Raw genomic sequence first — 15,623 nt, forward strand, 5'->3', positions numbered from 1 at the left:
ATCTGCACAAAGCGTAATTAATTTGGTAGCGGTTTCTCTAGTTCGCTGCCCAGAAGCTGCCGGTCCGCTTTCCCCCCATATCTGCCTGTCGGCTTCGAAAATTGAGCAGACAGGCAGCACTCACCGTCATCCCGACGCCCAAACCGCGCATCGCAAAACCGAAAACCATACGCCGAATCGTCACCTCCCCAGGTCGCGCAAAAAGCCCCCGCGCCCAACACCATTCAGCACGGCATTCGACCTGTACGCACCCCAAACGCGATTTCAGGCCGTCCGGCCTGCTCCGCCTGTCGCGCAGCCGCCTCGAAATCATAGGGAACGGCCCGCAGGTCGACGCGCCATCCCGAAGGCGATGGGGCGACCAGAGCATAGCGCGCATGTGGGCACCCCGCCTCCATGACATGCGCGACCGGGCGATCGTCGTCATAGGCAGGCATCCCGACGCTGCCAGGATTAACGATAACAACGCCATCACTCACAACGACACGCGGGATATGGGTATGCCCACACAGCACGAGTTGCGCATCACCGGCCCCGACCAGCCGACGGCGGATAGCGTCAGGGCGATCAAGCCGCGCGTGCCCCGTCGAGACATCTTCCAGAAAGTATTCCAGGTCGCCTCCGGCCGGGCTGCCATGACAGGCGAACACCCGCCCATCCAGCAACCTCGCCGTACCGGGAAGCGACCGCAGCCATTTCCAATGGTCTTCCGACAGGCGCGGCCGCGCATAAGCATCGGAGGCACCCGCCCCGCCTGTCAGCAACTGGCGTTCGTGATTGCCTGCCACCGTTACGGCAGAAAGCGACATTTGAATATCCGCACTGCGCGCCGGGTCGAACGGTCCGGAAACCAGATCCCCCAGATTCACGATCAGGTCGGGATTTTCATGGGCAATATCATGCAGCACGGCTTCCAGAGCCAGGCTGTTCCCATGGACATCGGCGATCACGGCAATCCTCATGCCGCCAGCATATTCCAACCCCGTCGCGGCAGTCTACGCGACCGGAACCGTGCGCGTCCGGCTGAGACTGGCCTTGCGGTTGGAACTGGCGAGCAGGTGAGATGAAGAAAGGGGGCACTTACGCCGTCCCCTCGCCGTTCCGTGCCAGACCTCCCGGCAGGTTAGCGTGACCAGGTGGTCCGGTTCCAGTTCCATGCCCGGCCAGTCTCGCCCCAGATGCTCCACCGCCACCAAAGACGAACCCGAACCCGCGAACGGGTCCAGGACCAGGCCACCGACCGGGCAGAAGGCTTCTACCAGCGGAAGCAATGCCGCCACCGGCCTCTTGCGCCAGGACATGATGCGTCTCCTTCTCCAGCATCACACGAGGCACATGAATTCAGGATAAGCCCCCCGCCCGCTTGCCGATCTCAACCGCCTCCCTGTCCGTCACCTTGCGACAGGGTTCGTTCGCCATGAAGCGGGCTCTTTCCAGTCAAAACGCGTGCATTGTCTCTCGATCAGGCATATAGTTGCTTCAGGCAACTTTTTTGCCAGAATGGATGAATATGAAACAGGCGATAGCAGCGGTTCGTGATTTCAACCGCTTTTACACGCGATATGTCGGGGCGCTCGATTCACGCTTTCTGGGCAGCGACATGACGCTGACGGAAGCCCGTCTTCTCCTGGAAATCGCAAACCGCGAACCCGTTCAGGCCAATGTCCTGCAGGATGTCCTGACACTGGATCGCGGGTATCTGAGCCGCATGATACGTCGGTTCGAGAATGAAGGATGGATAGCACGCGAACGATCATCGGAAGATGGCCGTTCACGCCCCATGAAACTGACTGCCAAGGGACGTATCGTTTTCGAAAACGTCGATCAAAGACAATACGATGTCATTGAGGCTACCCTGTTACAATTGAATGAGACTGAACGGCAGACACTCGCGCAGGCACTGACTTCAGTTCGGAATTTGCTCACCCGCACACCCGCCTTACCTCCGTTAGATGTTCTGAATCGCCCCGTCTGGCATGCTCTCACGGGCCGGCAAAGCGCACTCTCTGTCGGTAATAGTCATGCATTGTGCTACCAAAGAACGATTACCCCGTTCGGCGCGTCCGCCGGAGCCACAGACATTGATCTTCGGGCATTTGGGGAATTGCTCTCTCCGGATGAAGAGATCTGGCTCGTGGAAAAGGAAAGCTTTCCCACCCCGCCTGGCCTGAAAGTCGTAAAAACTGCGGAATGCCTACAGATGGTGGCATCGCATATGTCTGATAGTGAACACGATTTTTCTTTCTTTGATCTAGGGGCAGACGACATCGTTGAAATGCGAGAGCTCGCGATGCTCACTGTCCCTGGCCCTTTCCTGGCAGACACATGGCAGTTGGGCGGTTTCGTCGGTATCCGCGAAGCGGGACGTCTGGTCGCCATGGCTGGAGAACGCATGAAGCCAGGAAATTTTACGGAGGTCAGCGGTGTATGCACTCACCCTCACTATCGAGGACGCGGATATGCTGGATTTCTCATGCGTATTGTCGCCCAGCGTATTCTGGATAGAGGCGAGACGCCTTTCCTCCACACTTACTCCGACAATAAAGCGGCCATCGCATTATATCGGTCGCTTGGCTTTACTCCCCATCAGGTCGTGACGGCCACCGTTCTTCAAAAACAGTAGGGCAGAGATGCCGATACAAGAAATGCGAACCGCCCCTGACAGCGAGCGCCGCACGCACCTTGCATCGGCGCGTCTCCGCTGCCGATCCATCGAGACCAGCGCGATTCCCCAGTCGCAGGCATGATTTTCTGGCGTTCAAGGCGACAGAACACCATCTCAACAGGAACGCTACAGATTATCTGGATGACAGGATCATGGCTTCGGGCCGCTCCGGCCACATGTCCGCCCATGAGCAGACGCTTGAGGCGGATTACAGTATCCACCTCGTAGCTGAAGTGCGGCTTACGCCCTTTGCCGCTTTCATTTCCCTCCGAACCAGCAGATCTACACCATCACGCAGCCCGATCCGAAAATCACGCACAGCTTTTCCGCTGGCCTGCACCTTTCCTTTTCACCGGGAGAGGCTGCTGGTCTGACGCGGCCATACCGACCTCAAAGACACAATAGAATGTGACCATGCCCCATGGCGGCCCCGGATCACACCATGGCAACGACCGCCACCAGACAGGCGAATATCGTGGGATAGAACGTCAGCGCAAAACCACAGGCACGATGCGCCGCCCCCCGTTCATATCCCCTCCAGAAAAGCAGCCGCCCAACGCTAAACAGCAGCACGAGGGCCGGAATCAGAACCACCGTCCGATGGCTGGCCGCCACCATGGCAAAATAGGCCCCTTGCGCCAGCACAAGCTGTTCGAGCGTATTCTGAAGCACGGCACGATCGACCGAAACCGCCGCCGAAGGCGTCGTCAGCCCGCTGCCGTCTATATCCTGCGGCGAGAAAAACCGTACCGTCGCGATCCGCGCGATACCCGCCAGCAGCCACAGGACCAGAACGATATCGGCCCTCATGACGAACCGGATGTCAGAGAGAAAGGACGCCTCGGCGGGCACAAGCACCCTGAAACGATATTGAAGACCAATCACCACCACCGACACCAGCGCCCCGATCGCCATGCCCCTGGCCGTTCCGATCTGTTTCTCCGTCATGCGTTCCTCCCTCCGTCAGCGCCATCCGATGCGCGCATGGGCCGGCCGCGCGGAAAAGGTCGGGCTCTGCCCGAACCCGGCAAGGGCCTCGGCCCTTGCATCCCCATTCGTCGATCGGAGAGGGACTATGCCACCACGTCGCGCAGGGCCGGCAGCACATGCCGGTTCAGCAGCGGGGCCAGCCGGATCGGCGGGTCTTCCTCCCCCTCCACATCCAGCCACAGCATCTCCGCGATTTCCGCCGCGATCACCGGCACGCCGTCCAGGTCCCCACGATAGATCGCCGCCCGGACCAGGCATCCCGGCTCGTTGGCCGCCGGCGCCTCGAAATGCCCCAGCAGCGCCAGCCCGTCAGAATGCAGCCCGCAACCCAGCTCCTCGCGCAGTTCCCGTTGCAGGGTTTCGGCCTCGGTCTCGCCGGGCTCGCCCTTGCCACCCGGCAGCATGAAGCTGTCGGTGCCGCGCTTGCGCACCACCAGCAGCGCCCCATCCCGCACGATCGCAGCCGACACGACGCTGATCACCCGCCCCCGCGTCTTCCTGCCGCTCAATGCCCGGCCGACGGCTTCTTGCCGCCCCCCTTGATCGGCGACAGCAGGAAGCAGAACGGCACGACAAGAAAGGCCCCGATCCCCAGGATCATGAACACTTCATTGTAGGCCAGGATCGAAATCTGCCGCGTGAATTCGACGAACAGCCGATGCTGCGCGACCGCATTCAATGCCCCCTGCGCCACCCCGTGCCCGCTCGCCGCCTGCTTCACCCTGGCCAGATAGTCGTTATAGGGCTGATGAAACGGCGTCATCCAATGCACCATCTGCGTCTGATGCGCCTGACGGATCTCCGTCAGCGTGGCGGTGGAACCCGAAATCGCGATCGACCCCAGCACATTACGCGCCATGCTGAACAGCGCCGAGGCATCGCCGTTCAACTCGCGCGGCAGGGTCGCGAAGGTGATGGTCGAAATCGGCACGAACAGAAAGGCCAGGCTGGCCGTCTGGCTCATGCGGAACAGCACGAGATGCCGGAAATCCAGCAGCGGCACCAGATGGGCCGACCAGAACAGCGACACGCCCATGAAGCAGAAGCCCATCGCGATCAGCGTCCGCAGGCTCACATATTTCATCGACCGCCCGACCAGCGGAATCAGGATGATGACCGCGATGCCACCCGGTGACAGGATCAGGCCCGAAAGCGTGGCGTTATAGCCCATCACCTGCTGCGCGAACTGCGGCACGATGATCGCCGAGGCATAGAGCAGCGCGCCCACCGCCCCGATCAGCAGCGTGCCGGTCGCAAAATTCCGGTCCTTGAAAACCCGCAGGTCCACGGCCGGCTTTTTGGTCCGCAACAACCATGCCACGGCACCGCCGATTCCCAGCACAGCCAGAACCGCCATGATCCGGATCATGGACGAACCGAACCAGTCCTCGTCCTCGCCGCGATCGACCGCGACTTCCAGGCAGCCGAACCCGATGGCGATCAACCCGATCCCCACGATATCCAGCGGCGCCTTCTGTTTGCCCGCCCACGGCGGGTCCTCCACGATCATCGACACGGCAAACGTCGCCGCCAGCCCCACGGGCACGTTGATGAAAAAGATCCAGCGCCAGGAATAATTGTCGGTAATCCACCCGCCCAGCGCCGGCCCGATCACGGGCGCGACGATGGTGGCAATCGCCGTCAGCCCGAACGCCGCCGCCCGCTTTTCGGGCGGGAAGGTATCGAGGATGATCGATTGCTGGTTGGGTTGCAGCCCGCCGCCGAAAAACCCCTGCATCAGCCGGAACAGAATCAGTTCCGGCAGGCTGGTCGCCATGCCGCACAGAAACGACGACACGGTGAACATGAAGATACAGATCAGGAAATAGCGTTTTCGGCCCAGCAGCTTTCCCAGCCACCCCGAAATGGTCAGCACGATGCCGTTGGCCACCAGATACGATGTCAGCGTCCAGGTCGCATCGTCATAGGTCGAAGACAGGCTGCCGGCGATATGCGGCAGCGAGACGTTGACGATGGTCGTGTCCAGGATTTCCATGAACGCGGCCACCGTCACGACGACCGCGATCAGCCATGGATTCGCCTTGGGCTTCCATGGCCTCTCCGCCGGGGCAGACGCGCCGGCCGCCGGGCCATCGCTCATTCCGTATGCACCGTCGGCACGACCGACAGCCCCAGCGACAGTGGCAGGTCAGGCTGCAACCCCTGATCGATCACGATCTTCACCGGCACACGCTGCACGATCTTCACATAGTTGCCCGTCGCGTTCTCGGGCGGGAAGGCGCTGAACGTCGCCCCGGTACCAAGCTGGATCGAATCCACGTGCCCCTTCAGGTTCAGGAACGGATAGGCATCCACCGCGATGTCCACCTTCTGACCCGGCCGCATATGGGTCATCTGGGTTTCCTTGTAGTTCGCCACCACCCACACTTCCGGCTCGACGATCGAGAAGAGCGACTGCCCCTCGCTGACAAAGCTGCCGCGCTCGATATTGCGCTGCGAAATCCAGCCATCATGCGGGGCACGGATCTCCGTCCATCCCAGGTTCAGTTCGGCCTGCACCAACTGCGCCCTGGCCTGCGCCACCTGCGCGTCATACTGGCTGATCCGCGTCTGGGTGTTCGAGATATTGGCCTGCACCGGCTCGGCAATCCGCAGATTGCCCTCGGCCTGCGTCACCTGCGCCTTGGCGGCCTGAAGCGCCGCCGTGGCGTAGTCGATATCCTGCTGCGTGGTGGCGGCCCGCGCCACCGCGTGCTGGCGGCGGTAATCGGTCTCGGCCCTGAACTGCTGCGCCTGGGCGGCCTGCAACTGGCCCTGCGCCATCAGCAACCGGCCCGGAAAATCCTTCTGCGCGACCGTCAGTCCGAACTGCGCCCCTTCCGCCTGGGCCTGAGCGACCTGCAACGTCGCCGCGGCATTATCGCGCGCCGCCCGATAGTCGCGGTCGTCGATGCGCGCCAGCACCTGCCCGGCATGGACGAACTGGTTGTCGTTCACCAGCAGTTCCGTCACATAGCCGCGCACATGCGGCGCAATGGTCACCGCACGCCCGGCGGTAAACGCATCGTCGGTCTCAACGTCATGGCGGGTCAGGAACCAGTAGACCCCGGCCGCCACCACAAGGACGACGACAAACAGGATCAGGCCGACACGGACCAGCGGGTTGGGTTTCTTTTTGCGCGATTCTTCCGGCTTGTCGCCCGACCCTGCGCCGTCTTGCTCGGCCATACGGTTCCTCTTGCGTTCCAGCTCATAGCGTCAGCGCGGTCGAATGACCGAACCGGTCGGTCAATCCATGACACGAAGTCCCCGATCCATCAACCGCCCCACCCGGCAGACACGACGAAAAGACTGGCCGGTTCCCCCCGGCCTGCGATTCAGAGGCCGAAAGCCTGGGTTCGTACCATACGGGCATACAGCCCGTCGGCCGCCATCAGGTCGGCATGGGTTCCGCATTCCACCCCTTGCCCGTCGGCCAGCACCACGACCAGATCGGCCGACCGCACGGTCGACAGCCGATGGGCGACGACGATGGTCGTCCGCCCCTGCCGCAACTGGCCCAGTGCCTCCTGCACCAGCGCCTCGCTCTCGCTGTCCAGGGCGCTGGTCGCCTCGTCCAGCAACAGCACGCGCGGATCGCGCAGCAGCGCCCGCGCCAGCGCCACCCGCTGGCGCTGGCCGCCCGACAGGCGCTGCCCGCCAGGGCCGACACGGGTGGCAAATCCCTCAGGCAGCGCGTCGATAAAGGCTTCCGCCGCCGCCGCCCGCGCCGCCGCCCGAATATCGGCATCCGTGGCACTCGGCCGGCCCACCCGGATATTTTCGGCCACCGACAGGTCGAACAGCAGCGTATCCTGGCTGACATAGGCAATGGCGTCGCGCAGATCGGCCAGCCGCACGGCCCGCAGATCCATCCCATCCAGCACGATCCGCCCGCCACTGACATCATGCAGGCGCGGAATCAGCGACAGCGCGGTCGATTTCCCGGCACCGGACGGCCCGACCAGAGCCACCGTCAACCCCGGCCGCGCGTCGAAACTCAGTCCGCTCAGCCCCACCCGCCCATCGGGATAGACGAACGAGGCCGCCTCGAAACGCAGATGGCCATTACCCTCGGGCAGCGGCCCGGCATCGGGGGCCTCCACGATATCGGCCGGTTCGTCGATCACGGCGAAGATCCGCTCCAGCCCGGCAAACCCTTCCTGCATCGCGGCATTCAGCGACCCCAGCGCCCGCAACGGCCGCGAGGCCAGCAGCAACGCCGCCACGAATCCCGAAAAATCGCCCAGCGTCGCCCCGCCCAGCGCCGCACGCCAGCCAGCAAAACCCAGTACGGCGGCCACCGCCGCCCCGCCCAGCACTTCCAGCACCGGATCGACCCGCGCCCGCCCCCGCGCAATCCGCAGAAGGGCCGCATGCAACTGGTCGAACGCCTGATCGACCCGTTTCGTCTCCGCCTGCTCCAGACGATAGACCCGCACGGTGCGCGCCTGCGAAAAGCTCTCGGTCAGCAGGGCAGAGGTCTCGCCCATCCGCTCCTGCATGCCGCCCGAGGCCCGCCGGACCCGTTTACCCAGCCGCTGGATCGGCACCGCCGCGATCGGATACAGCACCGCCGCGATCAGGCTCAGTTCCCAGTCCATATAGAACATCGACACCACCAGCCCCGCGACGGTGACGACATCGCCCAGCGAATTGACGACACGGATCATCGCCTCGCGGATCGAGACGGCATCGGTGGTAAACCGGGCGGCAAGCTGCGCCGGCGCCTCGCGCTCGACCCGCGCGATGTCGGCATGGAGCAGATGCGCGAACATCCGCTCCTGCAAGCCGCGAATCACCACCAGCACCAGGTTCTGCACCGCGACGGTCTGGCCGTATTGCGACAGCGCCTTGGCGGCGGTGATCAGGATCACGAGCGCCGGCACCTGATAGAGAATGCGCGGATCGTGGTCGGCGAACATATCCAGCGCCCGCTGGATGACCAGCGGATACAGCCCGGTCAGCGACGCCATCAGGATCGTCAGCCCGATCACCGCCGCGATCCGTCCGCGATGGTGGCGCACGTCCTCGCGCCACACGCGCCGCAGCAGGTCCATGCCCCGCTCATGCGCATCGCCTCCCGCCGGCCGGGCCGGCGCAGGCATGGGCGGGGAAGAGGCCGGGGTCCGGGACGAAACGACGTTCATGCAGCCCTTTACCAAGCCGTGGATGACAAAGAAAGCAACGCCGCTGCCGGCCGCGAGCCGTCCGGTATCAAGCGGTCCCCGCCGTCAGCCGCTCCAGTTGCGCCAGACACGCCCGCCGCCCGGCCCGGCACCCTCCGGCGTGCCACCAGGCGCGGACCTGTTCCAGCACCTGCCCCACACGCGGGCCGGGCACCATGCCGGCCTGCACCAGATCCCGCCCCGCCAGCGGAAAGACCGGTCGCGCACGGGCCAGCAGATCGGCCCGCAGCGCGTCCCATAGGGGTGATGCCGTCCCCAGCCGCTCCGCCTGCACCCGCCAGCTCCGCCCGACCAGGGCCTGTGCCGGCTCGTCGGCCAGCAGGCGACGGCGGTCGTCCTCCTCCAGCGCCGGATCAGGCTCCGGCCCCGACCGGATCGCGGCAAGGGCCGCCACATCGGCCCGCGACAGGCGCAGGCGCCCGGCCAGTTCCTCCGGCTCAGCCCGCGCCAGCACCGCCAGACGCAGCACCGCGTCATCCGGCGCTCCGCTCCCGATCAGCCGCGCCAGCGCCGGCAGGTCGCATCCCTCCGGCAGCAGGATGGCCAGCACACCGCATTCCGCCATCAGCGTCAGGGTCGCCACCACGGCCGGCCCGGCGAGGATGCGCCGCAACTCCGACCACACCCGCTCGGCCGAAAGCCGACAGACGCCGTCACGACAGGCCACGATCGCGTCCATCGCCGCCCCGTCCGGCGCACCCCGCCCATAGCGGGCGTGAAAGCGGAAAAAGCGCAGAACCCGCAGCGCGTCCTCGCGAATGCGCGCCGCTGCATCGCCGACGAACCGCACCCGCCCAGCCGCCAGATCCACCCGGCCACCGAAATAATCGTGCACCACCCCGTCCCGATCGCAGGACATCGCATTGATCGTGAAATCCCGCCGGGCCGCATCCTCTTCCCAGTCATCGGTCCAGGCCACCACGGCATGCCGCCCATCGGTCCGCTCGTCCCGACGCAACGTGGTGATTTCATAGGGTCGGCCGTCGATCACGGCGGTCACCGTGCCATGGGCCAACCCGGTGGCCACGACCTTGATTCCAGCCTCGGTCAGAATCGCCTGCACACGCTCAGGCGGTTCGGGCGTACCCATGTCGATATCGGCCACAGCCCGTCCGGCCAGCAGGTCGCGCACAACCCCGCCGACCAGCCGCGCCCCCGGCAACAAACCCCACAGCCGCGTCAGTCCCCGCCACGCATCCGGCGGCAAGGTCGCCAGCCGGTCCGCCAGTTCGCCACCCCGGTTCAGCTCCCGTCCCCCGCCGGCAGGCATGAGAGGGGAAAAAAGACATTCTGGCTCCACACGCCCAGGCACGGCGTGCCGCGACAGGTGCCGGGAACCGCCAGGGCCGCCAGTTCGTAATAGACCGAACGGGCGATTCGGGCCTGGATCGGGTAAGCCCCGGCACCGTCGCGCACATGCAGATAGGGAACCGGGCCAGTGCCGCATTCCTCGCAGGGAACATCCCATTCCGCCACGATCGCGTGGTCCGGCCCGGCACAGACCACCAGATCCACATTCGTCCGAAAGGAGAGCACCTGCTCGCGCCCGCAGCCGCTCCAATGCAGCTCCATCGCCACGAACGGCGCATCCTCGACCTCGATCGTGCCGCGTTCGGTCGGCGTCTGTAGCCAGTATGCCCCCTCGGCGTCCCGCGTCAGCACCGACGCGAACAGGCAGACCATCGGCTTGCGGCGGATCGGCGTGCCGCGATAAAGCCATGTCCCATCCCGCTGTATCCGGAACGGCAACACCCCGCACGACGCCGACATGGAGGGCATGACAGGGCGGGAGGAGCATTGGGCGCCATCGAAAGCCGCAACGGCACGCCTGTTCAGATCGTCAGCCAACTGCATAACCCACGCCTGTTGAATCGTCAGACCCCCGATATAGGGATCATCCCCGACTTGATGAAACCCCCAGACCTGTCAGATTGAGCGCATGACGATATCGGACGCCCTGCCCCCCGCCTCCGGCACCGCGCCGGGCCTGCCCCCTTTCTCGGCCCCGAACGCCACCGCCGACCTCGCACAGGCCGAACGCCTGGGCAGTCTGCTGCGGGCGGCCCGGGCCGAAATCGGCCGCGTCATCCACGGCCAGCGCACGGTCATCGACCAGACGCTGACCAGCATCCTGGCCGGCGGCCACACGCTGCTGGTCGGCGCGCCGGGGCTGGGCAAGACCCTGCTGGTCACGACATTGGGAACGGTACTGGGCCTGGACGCCCGGCGCGTGCAGTTCACGCCCGACCTGATGCCGTCCGACATCACCGGCAGCGAAATCCTCGACGAGGACGAACACGGCCGCCGCAGCTTCCGCTTCGTACCCGGCCCCGTCTTCTGCCAGTTGCTGATGGCCGACGAAATCAACCGCGCCAGCCCCCGCACCCAGTCCGCCCTGTTGCAGGCCATGCAGGAACACCGGGTCGCCATCGCCGGCACCGACCACACATTACCCACCCCGTTCCACGTCCTTGCCACCCAGAATCCCATCGAACAGGAAGGCACCTACCCACTCCCCGAGGCCCAGCTCGACCGATTCATGCTCCAGATCCCCCTCGGTTTCCCCGATGAGACCGCCGAGCGCGCGATGCTGCTGGCCACCACGGGCAGCCAGGACATCGTGCCCCGTCCGGTCCTGACCGACCGCGACCTGATCGAGGCCCAGCGCCTGGTCCGCGCCCTGCCGGTCGGCGACCGGGTGGTGGATTCCATCGTGCGGCTGGTCCGCTCCGCCCGGCCGGAAACGACACAGGACGCCACCATCCGCGACTCCGTGGCCTGGGGCCCCGGCCCCCGCGCTGCGCAGGCGCTGATGCTGGCCACCCGCGCCCGCGCCCTGCTCGACGGCCGCCTGTCCCCCAGCATCGACGACATCGCGGCCCTCGCCCAACCGGTCCTGGCGCACCGCATGTCCCTCACCTTCACCGCCCGGGCCGAGAACCGGCGCCTGCCGGACCTGATCGACGGCCTGCTCCGCACGCTGGACTGAGCGTCGCGATGACGCGGCCCCCTTCCCTGCCCGGCCGCGCGGCCGCCTTCCTGCGCCGCGCATTGGCGCGGCACGTCCCGATGACGGATACGCCCGATGCCGGCCTGACTCCGGCCGCCGTCCCGCTGGCGGCGGCGGAAAACCTGGCCGCGCGCATGCCGGCGCTGATCCTGTCCGCCCAGCGCATCGCCGCCACCGTCGCGGCCGGCCACCATGGACGGCGCCAGGCCGGTCCGGGCGAGGATTTCTGGCAGTTCCGCCCCGCCCAGCCCGGCGAGCCGGTCACGCGCATCGACTGGCGGCAATCCGCACGCAGCAGCCGGGCCTATGTCCGCGAAACCGAAGCCGAGGCCGCGCAGACCGTCTGCCTGTGGTGCGATCCCAGCGCCTCGATGCGCTGGCGTTCCGTGCCGACGCTGCCGCTGAAATCGGACTGCGCCATCCTGCTTACCCTCGCGCTGGGCGCGCTGCTGCTACGCCGGGGCGAACGGGTACGCCTGCTCACGCCGGGCGAACCGGTCGATATCCCCCCCGGCGGACGGGCGGCGCTGGACCGGCTGGCCGTGGCCCTGATGCGCACCTTGGACCACGACCCGGAAGATGCCGGCCTGCCCCATCCGCAGCAGGTCCCCCGGCATGCCAGGGTCGTCCTGATCGGCGACGGGCTGTGCGGACTGCCGGCCATGGCGACATTGCTGCGCGGCCTGACGGCCCGCCCGGCCCACGCCATGCTCCTTCTGGTCAATGACCCGGCGGAAGCCGAACTGCCTTACGCGGGACATATCCGCTTTTCGGGCCTGGAAGGCGAGGAAACGCTGACGCTCCCCGGCGTCGAACAGGTACGCGGCGCCTATCGCGAGGCCTATGCCCGCCATCAGGCCGACCTGGCGGAACTCTGCCGCGTCAACGGTCATCTCCTGATCCGCCATGCAACCGACCACCGGCCCGAAGAGGCCCTCCTGGCCCTGCACGCCGCCCTGTCCGGGCGGGGAGAGCGCCCATGATCTTCCAGCTTCCCTGGCTACTGGCGGCGCTGGCCATCCTGCCGGTGCTGTGGCTGCTGCTGCGCACATTGCCGCCGCCGCCCCAGCGCCGCGCCTTCCCCGCCATCATGTTGCTGCGCGGCTTGCGCGCACGGGTCACCCAGGCCGCCACCGCCCCACTCTGGCTGCTGCTGCTCCGCTGCGTGGCGCTCACGGTGCTCATCGTCGGGCTGGCCGGTCCGGTGCTGCGCCAGGACCGGGCCGGCCAGCCGGCACCTGGCGGCCGGGGCACCGAACAGATCATCGTCCTCGACAACGGCTGGGCCGCCGTGCCCGACTGGCCCCGCCGACTGGCCGCCATCGATGCCGTGCTGGACCGCGCAACGCATCCCGTCCGCCTGCTGACGACCGCGCCCGGCCTGGCTGGCGAAGCGCCCTCCGTCGGCGCGCCGACACCACCCTCCCTGTTGCGCGGCATGGTGGATTCCACGCGGCCCATGCCCTGGCCGACCGACCGCGCCGCCGCCACGCGCGCATTGCGCGACCTGGCATCCGGCGGGTGGCACGGGCGCGTGGTCTATGTCTCCGACGGCCTGGCAAGCGCCGACGACCCGGCTTTCGCCGCCACACTGACCGCGCTCGGTCCCGTCCAGACCCTGATCGACCGCGACGCAACGATCGCGGTCCTGACACCCGCCCCCACCAATGGCGACCAGCAATTGCACATCGCCATCAGCACCCTGCCCCTGCCCCATCCGCGTCAGTTGACCGTGCGCGCCGAGGCCATGGATGGCGGCGTCCTGTCGCTGGTGCCGGTGCCGGTCGCGGCCGGCGCACGGGACGGCTCGGCCGGCGTGGCATTACCCGCCGAACTGCGTAACCGGATCGGCCGACTGGTCCTGCGCGACATGCCCGGCCCGGCCGGCGTACGCCTGCTGGACGAGGGCGATCGTCGCCGCCCGGTAGGGCTGATCGGCGTCGCCGGCACAGATACGCCGCTGGTGGGCACGTTGTTCTATCTCCGCCGCGCCCTCTCCCCCACCGCCGAACTGCGCGAAGGCCCGGTGCCCACGCTGCTGAAGCGCCCGCTTTCGATCCTGATCGCGCCGGACGGCGCGCTGGACAGCCCCGAAACCCGACGTATCGTTACCGAATGGGTGCGCAAGGGCGGTATGCTGATCCGCTTCGCCGGCCCGTTGCTGAACGGCAGTCCGGACCACGACCCGACCACCCCGGACTCAGGGATGGATTCGGGCAACCCCGCCGCATCTTCCCCGCTACCCGATGCCCTGCTCCCCGTCCCCCTGATGGACGGCGAACGCCAACTGGGTGGCGCAATGTCCTGGGGCAAGCCGGAACATCTGGCTCCGTTCCCCGATGATTCGCCGTTCCACGGACTGGCGGTTCCCGCCGACGTCACGGTATCCCGTCAGGTCCTGGCCCGCCCGGCAGCCGACCTGGCCACGCATAGCTGGGCGCGTCTGACCGACGGCACACCGCTGGTCACCCACGCCGCGTTGGGCGCGGGCGAGGTGGTGCTGTTCCATGTCACCAGTACGGCGGAATGGTCCAACCTGCCGCTGTCGGGCCTGTTCGTCGATATGCTGCGCCGACTGGCCGAACGCTCGGTCGGTATCGACGCCCCGGCCGACCACAGCCTGCTGGCGCCCTACATGACTCTGGATGCCGACGCGACCCTGAGCCCCCCCCCGCCGGCCGCGCGGGCTCTCCCATCCGATGCATTCGGCACCACACCAGCCTCCGCCGCCCATCCGCCCGGCCTGTATGGCCCACGCGCCAGTCGGCGGGCGTTGAATCTGGGCGACGTCATCGGACCACTCGCCGCCCAAAGCACCATCGGGCACGAGGTCACGTTGAGCGGCCAGTCACGCGACCGCGCACTCGGCCCCTGGCTGGTCGCCGCCGCCCTGCTGCTGCTGGCGCTGGACGCGATGCTGACATTACTGCTGCGGGCGGGCCGCCTGTCAGGCCGAAAGGCAGCGCTGACGGGCGCGATCCTGCTGGCCACCCTGTCGTCCCCGGCCCGCGCCGATCCTCGCCCCGATGGCGTACCAGGCGCCGCACTGGAAACGAGGCTGGGCTATATCCAGACCGGCCACGCCGATATCGACGCCGTCTCGCGTGAAGGGCTGCAAGGTCTGTCGGATTACACCAACGCCCGGACCTCCGCCGTACTGGGCCACCCGGATGGGGTGGTGCCCGATCGCGACGACCTGTCCTACTACCCGATGCTGTATTGGCCGGTGGTGGCCGACGCGACGATCGACCCCGCGCGCACGGCGGCGCTGAACGCTTATATGCGCCATGGCGGCATCCTGCTGATCGACAGCCAGGGCGTCGATCCCGCCGCGCCCGGCGCCGGTAGCCCCTCCGGTGCCGGCTTCGCCGCCCAGGCCCCCGGCACGGCGGCGGCACTGCGGCGCATGACCAGGGGGCTGGACGTCCCCCCCCTTACCCGGCTGACCGACAAGCACGTCCTGGCCCACACATTCTACCTGCTGCACAGCTTTCCGGGCCGCTATGACGGATTGCCGGTCTGGGTGGCGCGCGAGGGCGACAGCGCGAATGACGGCGTCAGCCCGGTCATCATCGGATCCAGCGACTGGGCTCATGCCTGGGCCGTCGATGCACAGGGCGACACCCCCTACGCCACGGTGCCGGACGGCAGCACCCAGCGCGTCATGGCCTACCGGTTCGGCGTCAATGCCGTACTCTACGCCCTGACGGGTAATTACAAGGCGGACCAGGTCCACGTTCCGGCCCTGCTGCGGCGGCTGGGGGAATGA

14 protein-coding genes are annotated in these 15,623 nt (G+C 66.7%); 5 read left to right on the forward strand and 9 right to left on the reverse strand.

Annotation, left to right across the window (positions count from 1 at the left end; all coding sequences use genetic code 11):
- Positions 1 to 224: 224 nt before the first annotated feature.
- Both HLH25_RS00710 and HLH25_RS20725 read right to left on the reverse strand, forming a co-directional pair.
- Positions 225 to 962: a metallophosphoesterase family protein gene (locus tag HLH25_RS00710; protein ID WP_182972233.1), complete on the reverse strand. Its 738-nt coding sequence runs from the start codon at positions 960 to 962 to the stop codon at positions 225 to 227.
- Between the two features lie 33 nt (positions 963 to 995).
- On the reverse strand, positions 996 to 1,301 hold the full coding sequence (locus tag HLH25_RS20725) for a DNA methyltransferase (protein ID WP_182972234.1): 306 nt from the start codon (positions 1,299 to 1,301) through the stop codon (positions 996 to 998).
- Between the two features lie 209 nt (positions 1,302 to 1,510).
- On the opposite strand from HLH25_RS20725, the gene HLH25_RS00720 reads away from it, so the two are divergent.
- Together HLH25_RS00720 and HLH25_RS20730 are read left to right on the forward strand one after the other, a co-directional pair.
- Positions 1,511 to 2,623: a GNAT family N-acetyltransferase gene (locus HLH25_RS00720; RefSeq protein WP_182972235.1), complete on the forward strand. Its 1,113-nt coding sequence runs from the start codon at positions 1,511 to 1,513 to the stop codon at positions 2,621 to 2,623.
- A 59-nt stretch (positions 2,624 to 2,682) separates the two neighbouring features.
- Positions 2,683 to 3,039: a carbohydrate porin gene (locus HLH25_RS20730; protein ID WP_182972236.1), complete on the forward strand. Its 357-nt coding sequence runs from the start codon at positions 2,683 to 2,685 to the stop codon at positions 3,037 to 3,039.
- 61 nt (positions 3,040 to 3,100) lie between these two features.
- Here the strand turns inward: HLH25_RS20730 and HLH25_RS00730 are convergent, their stop codons facing one another.
- The 7 genes from HLH25_RS00730 to HLH25_RS00760 all read right to left on the reverse strand — a co-directional run bounded on the left by HLH25_RS00730 (position 3,101) and on the right by HLH25_RS00760 (position 10,623).
- Complete coding sequence (locus HLH25_RS00730; RefSeq protein ID WP_182972237.1) at positions 3,101 to 3,613, reverse strand: MAPEG family protein; 513 nt, start codon at positions 3,611 to 3,613, stop codon at positions 3,101 to 3,103.
- A 125-nt stretch (positions 3,614 to 3,738) separates the two neighbouring features.
- Positions 3,739 to 4,164 carry an NUDIX hydrolase gene (locus tag HLH25_RS00735; RefSeq protein ID WP_220791614.1) on the reverse strand — a complete coding sequence of 142 codons (426 nt, stop codon included), beginning with the start codon at positions 4,162 to 4,164 and terminating at the stop codon, positions 3,739 to 3,741.
- Entirely contained in the window at positions 4,161 to 5,756 is a 1,596-nt protein-coding gene (locus tag HLH25_RS00740; protein ID WP_182972238.1) for a DHA2 family efflux MFS transporter permease subunit, read from the reverse strand. Before HLH25_RS00740 ends, HLH25_RS00735 begins: the two co-directional genes overlap by 4 nt.
- Complete coding sequence (locus tag HLH25_RS00745; protein WP_182972239.1) at positions 5,753 to 6,844, reverse strand: HlyD family secretion protein; 1,092 nt, start codon at positions 6,842 to 6,844, stop codon at positions 5,753 to 5,755. Before HLH25_RS00745 ends, HLH25_RS00740 begins: the two co-directional genes overlap by 4 nt.
- Positions 6,845 to 6,993: 149 nt before the next feature.
- The gene (locus HLH25_RS00750; protein WP_246400750.1) at positions 6,994 to 8,763 is read right to left on the reverse strand and encodes an ABC transporter ATP-binding protein; all 1,770 of its coding nucleotides are present in this window, start codon (positions 8,761 to 8,763) and stop codon (positions 6,994 to 6,996) included.
- A 109-nt stretch (positions 8,764 to 8,872) separates the two neighbouring features.
- Positions 8,873 to 10,114: a CCA tRNA nucleotidyltransferase gene (locus HLH25_RS00755; protein ID WP_182972241.1), complete on the reverse strand. Its 1,242-nt coding sequence runs from the start codon at positions 10,112 to 10,114 to the stop codon at positions 8,873 to 8,875.
- A complete protein-coding gene (locus tag HLH25_RS00760) occupies positions 10,087 to 10,623 on the reverse strand; it encodes a DUF1285 domain-containing protein (RefSeq protein WP_246400907.1) in 537 nt (178 codons plus the stop codon). The genes HLH25_RS00755 and HLH25_RS00760 overlap by 28 nt, the downstream gene beginning before the upstream one ends.
- Before the next feature lie 160 nt (positions 10,624 to 10,783).
- On the opposite strand from HLH25_RS00760, the gene HLH25_RS00765 reads away from it, so the two are divergent.
- Genes HLH25_RS00765 through HLH25_RS00775 form a run of 3 tightly spaced genes read left to right on the forward strand, consistent with a single transcriptional unit; the run spans position 10,784 to position 15,623 of the window.
- The gene (locus HLH25_RS00765; RefSeq protein WP_182972243.1) at positions 10,784 to 11,833 is read left to right on the forward strand and encodes an AAA family ATPase; all 1,050 of its coding nucleotides are present in this window, start codon (positions 10,784 to 10,786) and stop codon (positions 11,831 to 11,833) included.
- Between the two features lie 8 nt (positions 11,834 to 11,841).
- On the forward strand, positions 11,842 to 12,837 hold the full coding sequence (locus HLH25_RS00770) for a DUF58 domain-containing protein (protein WP_182972244.1): 996 nt from the start codon (positions 11,842 to 11,844) through the stop codon (positions 12,835 to 12,837).
- Positions 12,834 to 15,623 (forward strand): DUF4159 domain-containing protein, encoded by a 2,790-nt coding sequence (locus HLH25_RS00775; RefSeq protein ID WP_182972245.1) that lies wholly within the window; start codon positions 12,834 to 12,836, stop codon positions 15,621 to 15,623. Before HLH25_RS00770 ends, HLH25_RS00775 begins: the two co-directional genes overlap by 4 nt.

The organism is Gluconacetobacter dulcium (genome assembly GCF_014174165.1).
Classification (GTDB): domain Bacteria; phylum Pseudomonadota; class Alphaproteobacteria; order Acetobacterales; family Acetobacteraceae; genus Gluconacetobacter; species Gluconacetobacter dulcium.

Coding starts and splice junctions, on each gene's coding strand:
- HLH25_RS00710 (WP_182972233.1), bottom strand. CDS start 962: ATGAGGATTGCCGTGATCGCCGATGTCCATGGGAACAGCCTGGCTCTG.
- HLH25_RS20725 (WP_182972234.1), bottom strand. CDS start 1,301: ATGTCCTGGCGCAAGAGGCCGGTGGCGGCATTGCTTCCGCTGGTAGAA.
- HLH25_RS00720 (WP_182972235.1), top strand. CDS start 1,511: ATGAAACAGGCGATAGCAGCGGTTCGTGATTTCAACCGCTTTTACACG.
- HLH25_RS00730 (WP_182972237.1), bottom strand. CDS start 3,613: ATGACGGAGAAACAGATCGGAACGGCCAGGGGCATGGCGATCGGGGCG.
- HLH25_RS00740 (WP_182972238.1), bottom strand. CDS start 5,756: ATGAGCGATGGCCCGGCGGCCGGCGCGTCTGCCCCGGCGGAGAGGCCA.
- HLH25_RS00745 (WP_182972239.1), bottom strand. CDS start 6,844: ATGGCCGAGCAAGACGGCGCAGGGTCGGGCGACAAGCCGGAAGAATCG.
- HLH25_RS00750 (WP_246400750.1), bottom strand. CDS start 8,763: ATGCCTGCGCCGGCCCGGCCGGCGGGAGGCGATGCGCATGAGCGGGGC.
- HLH25_RS00755 (WP_182972241.1), bottom strand. CDS start 10,114: ATGCCTGCCGGCGGGGGACGGGAGCTGAACCGGGGTGGCGAACTGGCG.
- HLH25_RS00760 (WP_246400907.1), bottom strand. CDS start 10,623: ATGCCCTCCATGTCGGCGTCGTGCGGGGTGTTGCCGTTCCGGATACAG.
- HLH25_RS00765 (WP_182972243.1), top strand. CDS start 10,784: ATGACGATATCGGACGCCCTGCCCCCCGCCTCCGGCACCGCGCCGGGC.
- HLH25_RS00770 (WP_182972244.1), top strand. CDS start 11,842: ATGACGCGGCCCCCTTCCCTGCCCGGCCGCGCGGCCGCCTTCCTGCGC.
- HLH25_RS00775 (WP_182972245.1), top strand. CDS start 12,834: ATGATCTTCCAGCTTCCCTGGCTACTGGCGGCGCTGGCCATCCTGCCG.